The sequence below is a fragment of the Pelagibacterium halotolerans B2 genome, assembly GCF_000230555.1.
In the GTDB taxonomy this organism is placed as follows: Bacteria; Pseudomonadota; Alphaproteobacteria; order Rhizobiales; family Devosiaceae; genus Pelagibacterium; species Pelagibacterium halotolerans.
On record NC_016078.1, the window covers coordinates 2,455,388 to 2,472,480 of the forward strand.

The 17,093-nt window shown below is 61.9% G+C and carries 18 protein-coding genes and 1 other RNA gene; 14 read left to right on the top strand and 5 right to left on the bottom strand.

Annotated elements, in window-relative coordinates:
• Positions 1 to 10: 10 nt before the first annotated feature.
• Positions 11 to 169, bottom strand: a non-coding RNA gene (gene ssrS / locus KKY_RS20035) — 6S RNA.
• 74 nt (positions 170 to 243) lie between these two features.
• Positions 244 to 1,008 carry a hypothetical protein gene (locus tag KKY_RS19640; protein ID WP_014131621.1) on the bottom strand — a complete coding sequence of 255 codons (765 nt, stop codon included), beginning with the start codon at positions 1,006 to 1,008 and terminating at the stop codon, positions 244 to 246.
• Positions 1,009 to 1,316: 308 nt separating this feature from the next.
• On the opposite strand from KKY_RS19640, the gene KKY_RS11990 reads away from it, so the two are divergent.
• Positions 1,317 to 1,817, top strand: coding sequence for a DinB family protein (locus tag KKY_RS11990; RefSeq protein ID WP_014131622.1), 501 nt, complete (start codon positions 1,317 to 1,319; stop codon positions 1,815 to 1,817).
• 11 nt (positions 1,818 to 1,828) lie between these two features.
• Here KKY_RS11990 and KKY_RS11995 read toward each other — a convergent pair whose 3' ends face one another.
• From KKY_RS11995 to KKY_RS12005, 3 genes are read right to left on the bottom strand one after another with little or no spacing between them, the layout of a single operon-like run.
• Positions 1,829 to 2,443, bottom strand: a complete 615-nt coding sequence (locus KKY_RS11995) for an MOSC domain-containing protein (protein ID WP_338090937.1) — start codon at positions 2,441 to 2,443, stop codon at positions 1,829 to 1,831.
• On the bottom strand, positions 2,370 to 2,753 hold the full coding sequence (locus KKY_RS12000; RefSeq protein ID WP_014131624.1) for a cell division protein ZapA: 384 nt from the start codon (positions 2,751 to 2,753) through the stop codon (positions 2,370 to 2,372). The genes KKY_RS11995 and KKY_RS12000 overlap by 74 nt, the downstream gene beginning before the upstream one ends.
• Positions 2,746 to 3,021, bottom strand: a complete 276-nt coding sequence (locus KKY_RS12005) for a DUF4164 family protein (RefSeq protein WP_014131625.1) — start codon at positions 3,019 to 3,021, stop codon at positions 2,746 to 2,748. The genes KKY_RS12000 and KKY_RS12005 overlap by 8 nt, the downstream gene beginning before the upstream one ends.
• Before the next feature lie 209 nt (positions 3,022 to 3,230).
• Between KKY_RS12005 and tkt the strand changes: the two genes are divergently transcribed.
• From tkt to KKY_RS12070, 13 genes are all read left to right on the top strand, one after another.
• Positions 3,231 to 5,210 (top strand): transketolase, encoded by a 1,980-nt coding sequence (tkt, locus tag KKY_RS12010; protein ID WP_014131626.1) that lies wholly within the window; start codon positions 3,231 to 3,233, stop codon positions 5,208 to 5,210.
• A 74-nt stretch (positions 5,211 to 5,284) separates the two neighbouring features.
• Complete coding sequence (gene gap / locus KKY_RS12015; RefSeq protein WP_014131627.1) at positions 5,285 to 6,292, top strand: type I glyceraldehyde-3-phosphate dehydrogenase; 1,008 nt, start codon at positions 5,285 to 5,287, stop codon at positions 6,290 to 6,292.
• Positions 6,293 to 6,417: 125 nt separating this feature from the next.
• Entirely contained in the window at positions 6,418 to 7,623 is a 1,206-nt protein-coding gene (locus KKY_RS12020; protein WP_014131628.1) for a phosphoglycerate kinase, read from the top strand.
• A 72-nt stretch (positions 7,624 to 7,695) separates the two neighbouring features.
• Positions 7,696 to 8,643 carry a Fe2+-enterobactin ABC transporter substrate-binding protein gene (locus KKY_RS12025; RefSeq protein ID WP_014131629.1) on the top strand — a complete coding sequence of 316 codons (948 nt, stop codon included), beginning with the start codon at positions 7,696 to 7,698 and terminating at the stop codon, positions 8,641 to 8,643.
• Between the two features lie 9 nt (positions 8,644 to 8,652).
• Complete coding sequence (locus tag KKY_RS12030) at positions 8,653 to 9,990, top strand: siderophore-interacting protein (protein ID WP_014131630.1); 1,338 nt, start codon at positions 8,653 to 8,655, stop codon at positions 9,988 to 9,990.
• The gene (locus KKY_RS12035; protein ID WP_014131631.1) at positions 9,971 to 10,399 is read left to right on the top strand and encodes a hypothetical protein; all 429 of its coding nucleotides are present in this window, start codon (positions 9,971 to 9,973) and stop codon (positions 10,397 to 10,399) included. Before KKY_RS12030 ends, KKY_RS12035 begins: the two co-directional genes overlap by 20 nt.
• Positions 10,400 to 10,516: 117 nt before the next feature.
• Entirely contained in the window at positions 10,517 to 11,539 is a 1,023-nt protein-coding gene (locus KKY_RS12040; protein ID WP_014131632.1) for a class I fructose-bisphosphate aldolase, read from the top strand.
• Positions 11,540 to 11,685: 146 nt separating this feature from the next.
• On the top strand, positions 11,686 to 12,225 hold the full coding sequence (locus KKY_RS19645; protein WP_139305043.1) for a thiamine phosphate synthase: 540 nt from the start codon (positions 11,686 to 11,688) through the stop codon (positions 12,223 to 12,225).
• Positions 12,222 to 13,283 carry a tetratricopeptide repeat protein gene (locus KKY_RS19650; protein ID WP_014131634.1) on the top strand — a complete coding sequence of 354 codons (1,062 nt, stop codon included), beginning with the start codon at positions 12,222 to 12,224 and terminating at the stop codon, positions 13,281 to 13,283. The genes KKY_RS19645 and KKY_RS19650 overlap by 4 nt, the downstream gene beginning before the upstream one ends.
• Positions 13,284 to 13,402: 119 nt before the next feature.
• A complete protein-coding gene (efp, locus tag KKY_RS12055; protein WP_014131635.1) occupies positions 13,403 to 13,966 on the top strand; it encodes an elongation factor P in 564 nt (187 codons plus the stop codon).
• 137 nt (positions 13,967 to 14,103) lie between these two features.
• Complete coding sequence (locus KKY_RS12060; protein WP_014131636.1) at positions 14,104 to 14,895, top strand: inositol monophosphatase family protein; 792 nt, start codon at positions 14,104 to 14,106, stop codon at positions 14,893 to 14,895.
• Positions 14,896 to 15,041: 146 nt separating this feature from the next.
• A complete protein-coding gene (locus tag KKY_RS12065) occupies positions 15,042 to 16,046 on the top strand; it encodes a hypothetical protein (protein ID WP_014131637.1) in 1,005 nt (334 codons plus the stop codon).
• A 12-nt stretch (positions 16,047 to 16,058) separates the two neighbouring features.
• Positions 16,059 to 17,087 (top strand): peptidoglycan -binding protein, encoded by a 1,029-nt coding sequence (locus KKY_RS12070; RefSeq protein WP_014131638.1) that lies wholly within the window; start codon positions 16,059 to 16,061, stop codon positions 17,085 to 17,087.
• Positions 17,088 to 17,093: the final 6 nt, after the last annotated feature.

Genomic DNA, 17,093 nt, shown 5'->3' on the forward strand with positions numbered 1-17,093 from the left:
TCTTTTAAAATCTTGTGCCGCCCTGGCCGTGGGATGTGTCGATCCCGGGAACCTACGTTAGTAGGTGGGCGCCGTTTGTCCAAGCCCACGGGCCTGGTCAGGGACAGCTCCCTTTAGGATCGATAAGGCCCCGGGGATGCAGTATCCTACACGAACCGGGCAGCACGCGATCATATAGGCCTTTGTGGGCGCGCCGAAAAGTGGGTGAGAAGCAAATGTTTTCCCGCCCGCCCCATAGCGGGCCTATTGGGCCGGTGCCGGCTCGAGCGCGGTGTCCCCGGTGGCAAGCGCGCGCGCCGAAAAGGCAAGACCAACGCTTCCCCAGACACGGGCGACATGATCGGTCAGCGCGTAGAAAAACAGCGTCAGCCCAACGATCTCAAGCCCTTCTTCGATCAGGATCGAGATCGAATAGGCGACGGTGGCCTTGCTGCTTGCATTCTCGATGGCGCCCCCCACCAGTTCCATTCCCAACGCCCCGCCGACATAAGCGCCGCCGGCAATGGCGAACAAAAGGGCGGTACGGCGCGGAAGGCGCAAGAGGAACGGCAGGTAATAAGCACCGATCAATGCCACCGCGATGGCGCCGGGAATGACCCAGGAGTAATAGAATATTCCAGTGAGATCGAAGGCGTTGCGCAACGGCATCATCAGCGATTCGTGAAAGCTCGCCGCCTCGTCGACCGCCATAAGACAGAAGATGACACCAAGTACCATCCACCGCCTGGCATCCACACCGCCGGTTTGCCGCACGACCCGTCCAATAACCATTAGGGCTGCCCCGATCGCCAGGATCAGCACTGCCGAATAGAACGCGGGAAGCGACAGTTCCGCATCGAGTGCGATGTGACGCAGTTCCTTGAGCGGGGTATCCAGCCCGATCCAACCGATGACGATTTCACGCACGACGCCCAGAGCGATGATGACCGCCGAAACCTTGGCGACCCATTGCGCGCAGCGCGTGAGATCAATGGAAAGAACAGGCGCTTGTGATGCGCTGACCGACATGGCGATACCCCCGATTTCCGGACGGTGCGGCCAAGTTCAATTGCCCGAAATGCGTTTTTTTAACCCGCACAGCCCCTTGACCGACCTCTTTAAGGATCGGATTGACGGGCAATCAAAGGGGAGCGGAGCCCGCAAGTCCAGCAATGTCGGCGTTAATGGTAAACCCCGGACTATGAGATGGGGATGCCCGGCCCGCCGCAACCACTGCCGCCGGGCTCATCGTTTCTATTTTTGCAGGTGTCGGTGGCGCATAAGCTCTGCCGTCCCTAAATTGACCCGGGCCTGCAGCAGGAAATGGGAATTATTCGATGATCACACCGGAATACGCGCGCACCATGGCCCGCTACAATGCCGAGCTCAACCGCCGAATCTACGGGGCGGCACTGCGGCTTTCCGATGAGCAGAGACGATCGGACCAGGGGGCCTTCTGGAAATCGATTCATGCAACGCTCAGCCACCTTTATTGGGCCGACCGCATATGGCTCTCACGCTTCGGCGCAGCAAAGCCACCGGAGGTTCCAATCACAAGCAGCGGGGCGATGATCGAGGATTTCGATATCCTTTGGGCGCAGCGCCAGGAGCTCGACACGGTGCTGATCGAATGGGCGGACGCCATGACGCCCGACGAGATCGCGGGCGATCTGTCCTGGCGCAGCGGCGCAACCGGACGCGATATGACCAAGCCGCGTGCCCTGCTCATCATGCAGATATTCAACCACCAGACTCACCACCGCGGGCAGGTCCACGCTTTGATCACGCGGTTTGGTGAAAAGACAGGCGATACCGATCTCCCGTTCGTGCTGCCGTGACGGGCAAGGTTCTAAACGCGTTCGAGCCGGCTATGGGGCTCGGCGGGCAGGGAGATTTCGATTGTGTCTCCCGCCCTGACCGAACCGCCCGACACAGCGATGGTCATGATGCCGGTGCGCAGCAACGGTGTGCCGTCCTCGCGCTTTCCCACCATCAGCTTTAAAAGGCCTGGCCGGAATTTTTCGATCTGCGAGCAGGGATTGCGCAGCCCGGTGACGCTCAGGCGGACATCGCCGATGGCGAGAACGGTGCCGCGTGGCAGGCCGATCAGATCGATGCCCCTGGTCGTGATGTTTTCGCCCAACGCGCCGGGCGCCACCTCGAACCCTTGTTCATTGACCTCGTCGAGCAGTTCAGACGCGACCAGATGGACCTGGCGCAGATTGGGCTGGTCCGGATCGACGGCCAGCGGGAGCGGTGCTTGACCGTCTTGCCCGCATGGGCATCGCCGGCAACGCCGAGCCCGGCGATAATGTCTATGAACATAGCGGTCGTTTTGGAAAAATTGTGCCCGCGCGCGCAATGCACGCCGACGACCGAGCCGGTCGAACTCACGAGTTGCCCTGGGGCTCCTGCCCCGCCGCATCGACAGCGGTGGCAATCGATTCGATGCGGCGGGCGACATCGGCCAGCTTGGCCGCGAACTTGCTTTCCATGCTTTCCGCTTCGGCGGCCACGTCATTGCCCGCCTTGGTCACGGTCTGAAGCTCGGCACGCAACTGCTCGAGCTTGCGTTCGGCCTCGACGAGCTCATCGACCACGGCAATCCCGGCCATGACCGTCAGCCGATTGTCGCCAATCTCCCCGAAAGTGCCCTTGTAATCGTCGATATAGCGATTGAACCGGGTGGCAAGCGACGAAAGGTGGGTTTCCTGGCCATCCTCGCAGGCCATGCGATATTTGCGGCCGTTGATTTCAACACTGACTTCAGCCACGGGCATCTCCTTCTTCGAGCACCGAGCGTACGCTGGTCATCGCCTCCTCGATCCGCTTCGAAACGATTTCGGCAGCCTCGTCGAGCTTGTCGGCCCGCGCCGTGGCGCGGTCGAGTTCGCCGGCCAGGCGCTGGCTGTCGGCCTGAAGCTGGGAGGACGACCGCAACCGCCCTGTCAGGGAACGGACGGAGGTATCGAGCCGGTTGAGCGCGCGGTCGAGCCGTTCGATGGCGGTGGTAAAGCTCTCTCCGGTCGATGGCGATGTCACTTTGGGCGCGTCCTTCGAATCCATTGCCTCTGGCGCCCACAATAACCCCAAAAGTGGCGGAAATGGCAAGGGCGCCACCCCAGCGCCACGGGTGGCCATGACATTGACTCGAAACCCGGACCTGTTATGTGTCTGCCTCGCGCGACCGGGCCGTCTCGTGCGGGCCGCCGTGTCGCCATTTTTCCTAACGTCGAACGCTTCGGGACACCATGACAGACAGAGCCAAACACGATGCCATGGCCAATGCCATTCGCGCCCTTTCCATGGACGCGGTGCAGGCAGCCAATTCCGGCCATCCGGGACTGCCCATGGGCGGCGCCGACATTGCCACCGTGCTGTTCACAAAGATCATGAAATTCGATCCCAAGGCGCCCCATTGGCCGGACCGCGACCGGTTCGTGCTCTCGGCGGGGCACGGTTCGATGCTGCTTTATTCCGCGCTCTATCTCCTCGGCTACGAGGACATGACGCTCGATGACATCAGGAATTTCCGCCAGCTCGGCTACAAGACCGCAGGTCACCCCGAATACGGCCACGCCGACGGCATCGAAACCACCACGGGGCCGCTGGGCCAGGGCCTTGGCAATTCGGTCGGCATGGCGATCGCCGAAGCCCATCTCAACGCGGAGTATGGCGACGACCTGATCAATCACTTCACCTATGTCTATGCCGGTGACGGGTGCCTGATGGAAGGCATTTCCCAGGAATCGATCTCGCTGGCCGGGCATCTGAAACTCAACAAGCTCATCGTCATCTGGGACAACAACGACATCACCATCGACGGCAAGGTCTCGATGGCAGATTCGACGGACCAGATCGCCCGCTTCAAGGCGGTGGGCTGGAACACCATGGAAATCGACGGCCACGATCCCGACCAGATCGAAAAGGCCCTAAAGGACGCCCAGAAGTCCGACAAGCCGACCCTGATCTCGGCCAAGACGACCATCGGTTTCGGTTCGCCCAACAAGGCCGGAACCGCCAAGGCGCACGGCTCTCCGCTCGGGACTGACGAAATCGCGCTCGCCAAAGCCCAGCTTGGCTGGAAATACGGCCCGTTCGAAGTGCCCGAAGACCTGATGGACGCCTGGCGGCTTGCCGGCAATCGCGGCACCAAGGCACGTCGCGCCTGGACCGATCGGCTCAATGGAACCGATGCGGAGACCAGGGCCGAGTTCGAGCGCCGCATGCGTGGCGACCTGCCCGAGGCGCTCAAGACGGCCATGGCCGACTACAAGCACAAATTGGCCGAGGACAAGCCCAAAAAGGCCACACGCGCATCCTCCCAGGACGCGCTGGAAGTCATCAATGGCGTCGTGCCGGAAACGCTTGGCGGCTCGGCCGACCTGACCGGTTCCAACAACACCAACACGTCCCAGACCCTGCCCCTCACCGCCAACGATTATTCGGGCCGCTATATCCATTACGGCATTCGCGAGCACGGCATGGCCGCGGCCATGAACGGCATTGCACTCCATGGCGGACTTTACCCCTATGGCGGCACATTCCTGACCTTCACCGATTATTGCCGCCCCTCGATCCGCCTCGCGGCGCTCATGGGCATCCGTGTCGGGTTCGTGATGACCCACGATTCCATCGGTCTGGGCGAAGACGGTCCCACCCACCAGCCGGTCGAGCATCTGGCCGCCCTGCGGGCCATTCCCAACCTTCTGGTCTTCCGTCCCGCCGATGCGATGGAAGCCGCCGAATGCTGGGAAATCGCCCTTGAGCGTTTCAAGCAGCCTTCGGTGCTCGCGCTGTCGCGCCAGAACCTGCCGGCCCTGCGCACCGAATTTTCAAAGGACAATCTGTGCCTGCGCGGCGCCTATTCGATCTGGGGTGACAAGGACGCCGACGTGGTGATCTTCGGCACGGGATCGGAAACCCAGCTCGCCGTCGAGGCCGCCAGGGAACTGACCGACGAGGGCATTTCGGCCCGCGCCGTTTCCGTGCCGTCCATGGAGCTGTTTATGGCCCAGTCCGACGATTACAAGCGCACCGTTTTCGGCAAGGCGCGGGCGCGCGTCGCGATCGAGGCGGGCATCGAGATGGGCTGGTCGAAATTGCTCGGCGAGAAAGGCCGTTTCGTCGGCATGACCGGGTTCGGCGCCTCGGGCGAAATCAATGCGCTTTACAAGCACTTCGGTATTACGACCAAAGCCGCTGTTGAAGCGGCCAAAGCCCAACTTTAAGAGATTTTCGACTTCGGGGCGCGCCAGCGCCCCTTCCCTCCCGTTCGGCATATCCATACTCAAGGAGTAGCTCAATGACCGTCCGCGTCGCCATCAACGGATTTGGCCGCATCGGCCGCAACGTCCTGCGCGCCATCGTCGAATCCGGCCGCACCGACATCGAGATCGTCGCCATCAACGACCTCGGACCGGTCGAAACCAACGCCCACCTGATCCGCTACGATTCGGTGCATGGGCGCTTTCCGGGCACGGTGACGGTCTCCGGCGACACGATCGATGTTGGCCGCGGCCCCATCAAGGTGACCGCCGTGCGCAACCCCGCCGAACTGCCGCATGGCGAGATGGGCGTCGATATCGTGATGGAATGCACGGGTATCTTCACCTCCAAGGAAAAGGCATCGGCACACCTTGAGGCCGGGGCGAAAAAAGTGATCGTTTCGGCTCCTGCCGACGGCGCGGATCTGACAGTTGTCTATGGTGTGAACCACGACAAGCTTTCGGCTGAGCACTCGGTCATCTCGAACGCCTCATGCACCACCAACTGCCTTGCCCCGGTCGCCTATGTGCTCAATGAAGCCGTGGGCATCGAGAAAGGCTTCATGACCACGATCCATTCCTATACCGGTGACCAGCCCACGCTCGACACCATGCACAAGGATCTCTATCGCGGCCGCGCCGCGGCGCTTTCGATGATCCCCACCACCACGGGCGCCGCCAAGGCCGTGGGGCTGGTTTTGCCCGAGCTGAACGGCAAGCTCGACGGCACCTCGATCCGCGTGCCGACCCCCAATGTCTCGGTGGTGGATTTCAAGTTCATCGCCAGGAAAGCGACCTCGGTCGAAGAGATCAACGCAGCGATCAAGACCGCTGCCGAAGGCAAGCTCAAGGGCATTCTGGGCTTCACCGACGAAAAGCTGGTGTCGACCGACTTCAACCACGATTCCCATTCCTCGATCTTCCACATGGACCAGACCAAGGTCATGGAAGGCACCTTCGTTCGCATCCTGTCCTGGTACGACAATGAATGGGGCTTCTCGAACCGCATGAGCGATACCGCCGTGGCGTTCGGCAAAGTTCTCTAGGGCCATAAGACTGCCAATTGGGGGCGCTCCTTGTGGGGAGCGCCTTTTTCTTGCCTATCGCCTGCCCTTGGGTCACTGTGATGGCCCGAGGGACATTTCGAATTCCAGACCGAATGGATGCGACCATGACTGCCGCCTTCAAGACCCTTGACGATTTCGACCTCGACGGAAAGCGCGTACTCGTCCGTGTCGACCTCAATGTGCCGGTCAAGGATGGAAAGGTGGGCGACGCCACCCGCATCGAGCGCGTGGCCCACACCATCCAGGAGATCGCCAACAAGGGCGGATTGCCCATTCTGCTTGCCCATTTCGGGCGCCCCAAGGGCAAGGTCGATCCAGAAATGAGCCTCAAGGTCGTGGTGAGCGCCGTGCACAAGGTTGTCGGCAAGCCCGTCCACTTTGCATCGACCGACTGGACCGACGTTTCGGACGCCAGGAAGGTGATCGAAAACGCCGAGGCCGGCTCGGTTGTGCTCATGGAAAACACCCGCTTTCACCCCGGCGAGGAAACCAACGATCCCGAACTGGTCGCCACAATGGCTTCGCTTGGCGATCTTTATGTCAATGACGCCTTTTCTGCCGCTCATCGCGCTCATGCCTCGACCGCCGGGCTGGCTCACAAGCTGCCTTCCGCCGCCGGCCGCGCCATGGAAGCCGAGCTCAAGGCGCTCGAGGCCGGTCTGGGCAATCCCCAAAAGCCGGTGATCGCCATTGTCGGTGGGGCGAAGGTTTCGAGCAAGATCGACCTGCTCGAAAATCTCGTCACCAAGGTCGAGGCGCTGGTGATCGGCGGCGGCATGGCCAATACGTTCATCTACGCGCTGGGTTATGACGTGGGCAAATCGCTGTGCGAACGCGACCTCAAGGACACCGCGCTGCGCATCATGGACAAGGCCGAGGAAGCCCGCTGCGCCATTATCCTGCCCATCGACGGCGTCGTCGCATGGCATTTCAAGGCCGACACACCGAGCCGGGTCTATGGGCTCGACGCCATCGACAAGGACGGCATGGTGCTCGACGCCGGACCGCAATCGGTCGAAAAGATCAAGACGGCCATCAACGAAGCCAAGACCATCGTGTGGAACGGCCCGCTTGGCGCCTTCGAGATGACCCCGTTCGACACGGCAACCGTCGAGGTTGCCAGATACGCCGCCGAGCGCACCAAAAAGGGCCTTTTGACCTCGGTCGCCGGTGGTGGCGATACGGTGGCGGCCCTGGCCCATGCGGGCGTCAAGGACAGCTTCACCTATGTCTCGACCGCAGGTGGCGCGTTCCTCGAATGGATGGAAGGCAAGCCGCTGCCGGGCGTTGATGCGCTCAAGCAGGGCTGAATTCACTTTTCTTGACAGAATAGATCAGGATTTGTAGAGCGAGCGGGCGTCAACTTTGAGGAGCCGCCCGCAATGTTTCTATCCCGCACCATCCTGATCCTGTCCGCTGCTGCGCTGGCAACACCACTCGCCGCTCAGGACATGCGGGAGGTCGAGACGGTCAGGGGTACGATTTCCGTGCCGGCCGCCCCCCAGCGGATACTTGTGCTCAACCCGGCCATCGCCGGTTCGGTCTATGCGCTGGGCTTTGACGTTCTGGGTGTGGTTCAATCCACCCGCGCACCCACCGAGGAAGGGTATTCCTCGGTCTGGGCCGAACCGGCGCGCGCAGCTGGCACGCAGGTGTTGCCATGGAACTTCGAAGGCTTCAATTTCGAGGAAATCCTGGGCCATGAGCCCGATCTGATCGTCGCCGGCGGCCAGGGGCGTCCAGGCTTTCTGGCCGATGCAGCCTATGACCAGCTCAGCAACATCGCTCCGACGGTCTTTGTCGATACGACACCCACCGTCTGGCAAAACGAGCTCGAATATCTGGCCGAAATCCTTGGCCGGCAGGACGAAGCCGATGCGGCGATCGCGGCCTATGAGGACCGCGTGGCCGAGGTCGGCGCGGCGATCGCGTTGCCACCCCAGCCCACGGTCTTCATGCTCTCGATCGAGGTCGACAATCCCTACTTCCTGCCCGAGGATACCGCGACACCGCTGCTGTTTGGAGATGTCGGGTTCGAGCTCGATCCGGTCAGCGAGCGCTTCCCGGACGCCGAGGCGGCGAGCACCGGGGATTCGGTCCAGGTCTCGCCCGAAATTGCGACCGAGGCGTTTTCGGCGCCCACCATCGTGCTCGTGCCCTGGAGCGCGGAATCGGCGACCGTGGCCGACCTTGAGGCCAACCCTATTCTTTCCCGCCTGCCCGCCGTTGAAGAGGGCAACGTTTATACGGTCCCCGACTACGCCTATCGCTTCGACTATTATGGCGCGCTGGCAACGCTCGACGTGATCGAAGAAACCTTCGCGCGATAAGGCCCCGTGATGAATTTCGAAAAGCCGGCAGTAATCAAACTGCCGATCGTTCTGCGTGAAATCGAAGTCGCGCGCACCCAAATGGTGAGCGCGACGCTGCGCCGCATCTGGTTCAAGGGTGAACAACTCCAGGGCTTCTCCAAGGATGGGCGCGACCTGCCGCCCTTCCGTTCCGAAGGGCCTGACGACCACGTGAAGTTCTTCTTTTCATCCCCTGTTGACGGCACGCTGTCCCTGCCCGTGCAAGCCGACGGCACAATCGATTGGCCCAAGAACCCTCGTCCCGTAGCGCGCGACTATACCCCACGCGGCTATTGCCAGGGTGATGGGGAAGTTGCGTTCGACTTCGTTCTCCACGGACACGGCATCGCCAGCACATGGGCAGCGACGGCAGAACAGGGCGACAAGCTGCACATGGCCGGTCCCAAAGCCTCGCTCATCATCCCCCAGGCCCGCCATTTCGTGCTGGTCGCCGACCAGACCGCTCTGCCCGCCCTCGCCAACTGGCTCGAGCGCCTGCCCGGAACAGCGCGCGTCGATGCCGTTATCTGGATCGACGACGAAGCCTCGCGCATTGCGTTGGAAACCCGCGCCAGCGCCAATATCGCCTGGATCACCGATCCATCCGCCGACGGCGAAAAACTGCTCGAAGCACTCAAATCCTTGCCGGCGCCGGACGGTGACAGTTTCGTCTGGGGTGCGATGGAAGCGAGCGTTTTGCGCAAGGTGCGGGCCTATTATCTCGACACCTGCAAACTGGATCGTGGCCAGATCGACATGGCCGCCTATTGGCGCCGTGGCGTCGATGACGACGAGTTGCTGGCTCAGGCGTTCCGGCTTCGCGAACTGACCGACCTGCAAAAGCCCTACGCCATCCGCGCCGCGGTCCAGTTCCGCCTGCCCGACCTTGTCGCCGAGGGCGTGGACGACATTTCGGTTCTGGCCCGCCGCGCCGGCGTCGATGCCGAAGCACTTTCGCGCCTGATGCCGGTGTATGTCGAGTGCGGCATGTTCAAGCTCAACGGCGACAAGATCACGCTCGGCCTGACGGGCGATCTTTTGACCTCCCCCTACCGGCGCAACATGCTCTCGAGCGACACGGCCCAGGGCCGGATGCATCTGTCGGCGCAGGGCATGGCCCATTTCTTGAAAACCGGACAAAGCGGTTACCGCGCAACGTTCGGAACCGCACTCGAAGACGACGCCGCATCGGATGCCAGGATCGGTGAAGGTCTGGGACATGATCTCGGTCACATCATTGAGGCGCTCACCGCCCAGACGCTCGGCCCGCTGGCCAGCGCGTGCGGATCTACCGTCACGACGCCCGGTGCTCAAGCAGCGCAATGATCTTTCCGGCACGGCGATCGTGGCGGACTGGGCACTCCAAGAAGCGCGCGAACATCTCGACGAGACCGGACTCGGTGAGCGGGCTGCCGTCCAGCAGTTGGGCGCGCAAATGCCCGAAGTGGAGACGCTGATTATCTGCGCCATCGGTGAGCACTGGACGGATGCGGTCGTCGAAAGCGTCGTTGCAGCGCAACAGGCCGATGACATATGGCTGATCGAACTCGTGGCGCGGCCGGAAAGCCCCGAAATCGCGGAGGATGCCATGCTGCTCGATATCGGCTTCGGCATGCGCGGAGGCCAGGCTGCCGACCTTGCGGAAAATCTTGCCGAATACGGGTTGAGAGCGCTTCAAACCCTCACGACGCGCACCGGTCTGAGGCTGACCCGTTTCGGGGCCGGCCCGGCCTGAAACCGGTTCCTTCCACCCGCCTAATCCATTCGTTCAATACCCGAACGTCTAATCGATTGTGACCCTGACGTTCGGGTATTTTAGCCCCATATTCATATCCATGGGGTTTAGCGTCCGATGTCTCGACTGAGCGAGATTGCCAACCAGCTCGTTGCGCCCGGCAAGGGCATTCTGGCCGCCGACGAATCCACCGGCACCATCAAGAAGCGCTTCGATTCCATTTCCCTGGAATCGACCGAAACCAACCGCCGCGACTATCGCGAAATGCTGTTCGGCGCCACTGAAGCGATGACCGGTTATATTTCCGGCGTCATCCTGTTCGACGAAACCATCCGCCAATCGGCTGCCGACGGCACCCCTTTCGTCGAGATGCTCGCCGCCACCAACTGCCTGCCCGGCATCAAGGTCGATACCGGCGCCAAGCCCATGCCGGGCTATATCGATGAGACGGTGACAGAAGGCCTCGACGGCTTGCGCGACCGCCTTGCCGAATACGCAAGGATCGGCGCCGCCTTCGCAAAATGGCGCGGCGTCATCGGCATCGGCGAAAACAAGCCCACCCGCGCTTCGGTCCACGCCAACGCCCACGCCCTGGCGCGCTATGCGGCGCTGTGCCAGGAAGCCGGCATCGTGCCGATCGTCGAGCCCGAAGTGTTGGCCGACGGCAAGCCCGGAAATCACACGATTGAAACCTGCGAAAAGGTGACAACCGACACGCTGGGCGAAGTGTTCGAACAGTTGCGCATGGCCGGCGTCGCACTCGATGGCATGATTTTGAAACCCAACATGGTGATCCCCGGCGTCAACGGCCCCAAGGTCTCAATCCAGGAGGTCGCCGAGCGCACGGTGCGTACGCTCAAGGCCACCGTGCCCTCCATCGTTCCCGGCATCGCCTTCCTTTCGGGCGGGCAGACCTCCGAACAGGCCAGCGCCAATCTCTCGGCCATGCACAATATCGGCAAGCTGCCCTGGGCGCTCACCTTTTCCTATGGCCGCGCTTTGCAGGCCGAAGCGCTCCAGGCCTGGGGCGGTAAGGCGGAAAATGTCGAAGCTGGACGCCGCGCGTTCATCCACCGCGCCAGGATGAACTCCCTGGCCTCGCTGGGCCAGTGGGCACCCGAACTCGACAGGGCTGCCTGATCGGTTTTCCGGCGGCAAGCCCGGAAAAGCGCTGGCAACGTACTGCCGAATAGTCTTCCCATACGCAAAGGGACGCTGTATCGACGCAGCGTCCCTTTTTTTGTCATTGTTTGGCGGCAAAGGGGAGCGAAACCGACTGGGGCACCATGGCAGAAATATTCCTGATTGCAGAGCCGGAGCTGAGTGTTGGACGGCTCGAAGCCACCTTGGCACGCCTGCCGGCTGCCGCGCTTCTGCTCAAGGCTGGTGAAGAGGATGATTTCGCCTATACCGATCGCGCCAAGACGCTGGCCAAAATCGCCCAGAAAACCAATTGCGCCGTGCTGCTCGACAACCGCCCCCATCTCGTCAGGAAAGCCTATGTGGACGGCGTGCACATGTCGGGCGGCATCAAGGCGCTGCGCGAAGCCATCGAGGAACTCAAGCCCGACTTCATCGTGGGCACCGGCGACATCGGCTCCCGGCACGAGGCTATGACCCGTGGTGAACTCGAAATCGACTATCTGATGTTTGGCGACCGCGACGATATCGAGGGGCGCGAGATGGCCGACTGGTGGGCGGAGACCTTTGAAGTGCCCTCTGTCTATTGCGCCGACGGAACGCAGGACCTCTCCGGCCTCAAATGCGAATTTGTTGCCTTTACGCAGGCCAATTGGGACAATGCCGCCCCGGGAGACGCTTCATGAGGCTGACAGCGGCATTCATGGCCGGACTTCTTGCGTTCTCACCCGTCGCAACACTCGCCCAATCCGAGCAGATGGATGAAGCGCTCGATATCTCGCGCTTGCTGCTCAATCCGCCCGAAGGGGTCGATCTGGCCTATGGCGCCTTCCAGCGCGGCTATTATTTGACGGCGCTGCGGCTGGCCGAACGGCGTGCCGCCAATGGCGATGCCATCGCCCAGACCCTGATCGGGGAAATTCACGCCAATGGACTTGGCGTGCCCCAGGACATCCCGCGCGCCATCACCTGGTATGCCCAGGCCGACCAGAACGGGGATATCCAGGCGACCTTCCAGCTCGCCATGATCTATCAGGCCGGAACGGGCGTTCCGCGCAATCGCGAGCGCGCTGCCGCCCTCTTCAAAAAAGCCGCCGATGGCGGACATATGGCCGCCAAATACAATCTGGGCCTGCTCCATGTGGAAGGCACCTATGCCGAGCCCAATCTTGTCCAAGCCGCCGAATTGATCGGCGAGGCCGCCGAAGCGGGACTTCCCGAAGCGCAATATGACTATGCCATCATGCTGCTTGAAGGCGCCGGTGTCGCGCCCAATACGTCCGAGGCGCTGAACCTTCTGGAAATGGCCGCCGAACAGGGGCTGCCCGAGGCGCAGGTCGAATATGCGACCCTGCTCTATATGGGCGCGCGTGACGGCGCCCGCGACGCCGAGGGCGCGGCGCGCTGGTATGGCCGGGCCGCCGAGGCGGGCAATGCCGTGGGTCAGGTGCGCTACGCGATGATGCTGGCCGCCGCCGAAGGTGTCGGGGAAGATTTCGAGACCGCCGCCATGTACCGTGCGCTGGCCCGCCGCCAGGGCCTGACCGAGGACGCGCTCGACCAGATGCTGCGCGGGGCCGATCCGGCAACCCTGGCGCGCGCCGAGGAACGGGCCCGATATTGGCCCGCCGTGCCCCCGGCCGATCCCGCCGCTGAGACCGAAGCGCCGCCAACCGATGAACCGCTGCCCGAAACCCTGAACTCACTTCCTGTCCCCCTGGACGATCTGACCACGCCGGGGTAACCACTCGAGCAGTTCTAAGGCTTGAAAACCCGCCCGTTCTGGGGCAAAAGCCAGCCCACCACTTCTTTTGGCCTTGCGCGCCCCTCCGCGCGGGCGCAGCAACGAAAAGTTTTTTGAGAATGAAGATCAACGGTAACGAAATCCGTCCCGGCAACGTGATCATGCATCAGGATCGCCTCTGGGTCGCGGTCAAGGTCGATCACGTCAAGCCCGGCAAGGGCGGCGCTTACGCCCAGGTTGAACTCAAGGCCATTCAGGGCACCACAAAGCTCAACGAACGCTTCCGTTCGGCCGAGACCGTCGAGCGCGTGACGCTCGAACAGCGCGACTTCCAGTATCTCTATGCCCAAGGCGATGCGTTGGTGTTCATGAACACCGAAACCTACGAACAGATCGAACTGGAAACCGATTTCGTCGGCGAGCGCGCCGCCTTCCTCCAGGACGGCATGATGGTGACTGTCGAAATGTACGAGGAAACCCCGCTCGGCATCCAGCTTCCCGCCCAGGTGACCCTAGAGGTCGCCGACACCGAGCCGGTGGTCAAGGGCCAGACGGCGGCCAATTCCTTCAAGCCCGCAACGCTTGAAAATGGCGTCAAGACGATGGTCCCGCCCTTTGTCGGTATCGGTCAGAAGATCATCGTCGACACCACCGAAGTGACCTATATCCGCCGCGCGGACTGATCTTTCATCACTCCCGCGTTTTTACCAGCCCTCCCCCATGGGGAGGGTGTTTTCTTTGACCGCAAGGCGGCGCGTGCTAGAGAGCACCGCATGATCGCCTCCCGGCCGGAACAAAAAACAAGCACAAGGATGCCACCATGGCCCGCTCAGCGCTGATGAACATCATGGTCAATGCCGCCATGAAGGCCGGCAAGGGCCTGATCCGCGATTTCGGCGAAGTGGAAAACCTGCAGGTCTCGCGCAAGGGACCCGCCGATTTCGTTTCCGTTGCCGACAAGCGCGCCGAAAAGATCGTCATGGACGAGTTGATGAAGGCTCGACCCACCTATTCCTTCCTCATGGAAGAAGGCGGAGCAATCAAGGGCACGGACGGCATGCACCGCTGGATCATCGATCCCATCGACGGGACGACCAATTTCCTGCACGGCATTCCAATATTTGCCGTTGCCATTGCGCTCGAACGCAATGACGAGATTGTTTCCTCGGTCATCTACAACCCGGTGATGGATGAATTGTTCACCGCCGAAAAGGGCAATGGCGCCTGGCTCAACAACCGCCGCCTGCGCGTTGCCGGCCGTAAGCATATGTCGGAAGCCCTGATGTGCACCGGCATCAATTCGCAAGGTCGCGCCCTCGATGCCCTGCAACTGCGCCAATTGGCCCATATCACGCCTGCCGTTTCCGGCATCAGGCGGTCGGGCTCGATCTCGATGGATCTCGCCTGGCTGGCTGCCGGTCGGTTCGATGGGGTCTGGGAAGCCGGCCTGAAACCCTGGGACGTCGCGCCCGGTCTGCTGCTGGTCAAGGAGGCCGGCGGCTTTCTTACCGATTTTGCCGGCGGCAATGATGCGGTTGCAAAGGGCGAGGTGGTCGCCGGCAACGAGATCATCCAGCGCGAGCTGCTCAAGGCCATCCAGGCGGTAAAATAGGACAATTTCACGCCGGTTGGCGTATGGTCACTTTTCCTTAACCACGTCTCAAGTCATTGTCAGGTCACTATGGTCTGACTAAGCTGGCGCAAATTTGACACGCGGCAGGTCGTTCGACCTGCAGCGCTGCCAGGAGCCGGCCCTTTATGACGCAATCATACGACCCGTATCGCCTCGCCAATCCGCTGGTCTATCTCATCAAGATGGTCATCTTCCTCGTCCTTGTGGCGATGGTGGCGATCATCCTCCTGCCGCAACTGCTCGATGCGTTCTGGTCCAACCCGTTCATCAACGGCATGATCCTGTTCGTCTTGCTGGTCGGGATAATCCTGTCCTTCCGGCAGGTGATCCGACTGTTCCCAGAGGTCAACTGGGTCAATTCCCTCCAGGAAGGCAATGCAGGCCAGCTCCGCCGCGCACCCGTCCTGCTGGCGCCGGTTGCCGCGATCATGCGCGACCGGCTCGGGGAAACGGTGATCACGCCCGCCTCCATGCGCTCGATCCTCGATTCGGTCGGCATCCGGCTCGATGAGGCCAAGGACACGGCGCGCTATCTCACCGGACTGCTCGTGTTCCTGGGCCTGCTCGGCACGTTTTATGGCCTGCTCCAGACTGTCGGTGCGGTATCGGGCGTCATCCAGAACCTCGATGTGACATCGGGCGATACCACCAACATTTTCGGCAATCTCAAGGATGGGCTGGAGGCCCCGCTGGGCGGCATGTCGATCGCCTTTGCGTCCTCGCTGTTCGGCCTTTCCGGATCGCTTGTGCTGGGCTTTCTCGACCTGCAGGCAGGTCAGGCCCAGAACGCGTTTTACACCGATCTGGAGGACTGGATGAGTTCGATGACCGAGCTCGACCACCCAATCGCCACGATGCAAGCCAACAATTTCGGCGTTTCCGGTCCCGAAATGCAGCAGATGTTCGAGCGGCTCGGCGCGACGATGCAGACCCAGAACTCTTCCCAGAACGCCATTCGCGCCATGGCGGAACTGGCCAAGGGGATCGACGGGCTGGTCAAGCACATAAGGGCAGAACAGGAAGACCTGCGTGCCCACATCGCCGAGCAGGCCGAGGTCAACAAACGCCTGACGACGCTCATCGACACCCTGCTGCAGGACAATGACCGTCCCCGCGACGGCCAGAACTAGGACATCTCGCCCATGGCACTCGTCCGCGGACGCTCCTCTGCTGAACGCCCCAGCTACTGGCCCGGCTATGTCGACGCCTTGTCGAGCCTGTTGCTGGTCATCATCTTTTTGCTCTCGTTGTTCATGATCGCCCAGTTTTTCCTCAATCAGGAAATTCTGGGCCGCGACACGGCGCTGTCCCGGCTCAATGCCCAGATCGCCGAACTGACCGAATTGCTGCAACTCGAGCGCGCGAACTCCGAGGAACTTGAGCTTTCCATTTCCTCGCTCTCGGCGACGTTGTCCGGCGTCGAAGCCGAGCGCGACAGCCTGCAAAGCGAACTGGCCGGGCTCGGCGATGGTATCGCTGATTATGATTCGACAATCGCTGGCCTTGAATCCGCCCTTTCCGACGAACGTGAACTCTCGTCCGAAGCCCAGGCGCAGGTCGCCTTGCTCAACCAGCAACTGGCAGCACTGCGACAGCAGATTGGCGCGCTCGAAGCCGCACTGGAAGCCTCCGAATTGCGCGACACCGAAAGCCGCACCCAGATCGCCGATCTGGGCCGCCGTCTCAACCTTGCCCTCGCCCAGCGCGTGCAGGACCTCTCGCGCTACCGCTCGGACTTTTTCGGCCGGCTGCGCGAAATCCTCGAGGGCCGGTCGGACGTGCAGGTGGTCGGCGATCGGTTCGTCTTCCAGTCCGAAGTTCTCTTCGATGCCGGACAGGCGCAGATTTCCGCCGAAGGCCAATCCCAGATCACGGCGCTGGCCGAGGCAATTCTGGAACTGGAGAACGAGATTCCGGCCGACATACCGTGGGTGCTGCGCATCGACGGGCACACCGACCGCCGCCCGATCTCGACACCGCAATTTCCCTCCAACTGGGAACTTTCAGCGGCGCGCGCCATCTCGGTTGCCAAGCTGCTCGTCGAGCAGGGCGTATCGCCCAACCGGCTGGTGGCTGCCGGGTTCGGCGAGTTCGCGCCCCTCGACCCCGCCGACAACGAAGAAGCCTATCGCCGCAACCGCAGGATCGAGTTCAAACTGACTGAGGCCTGATCCGGA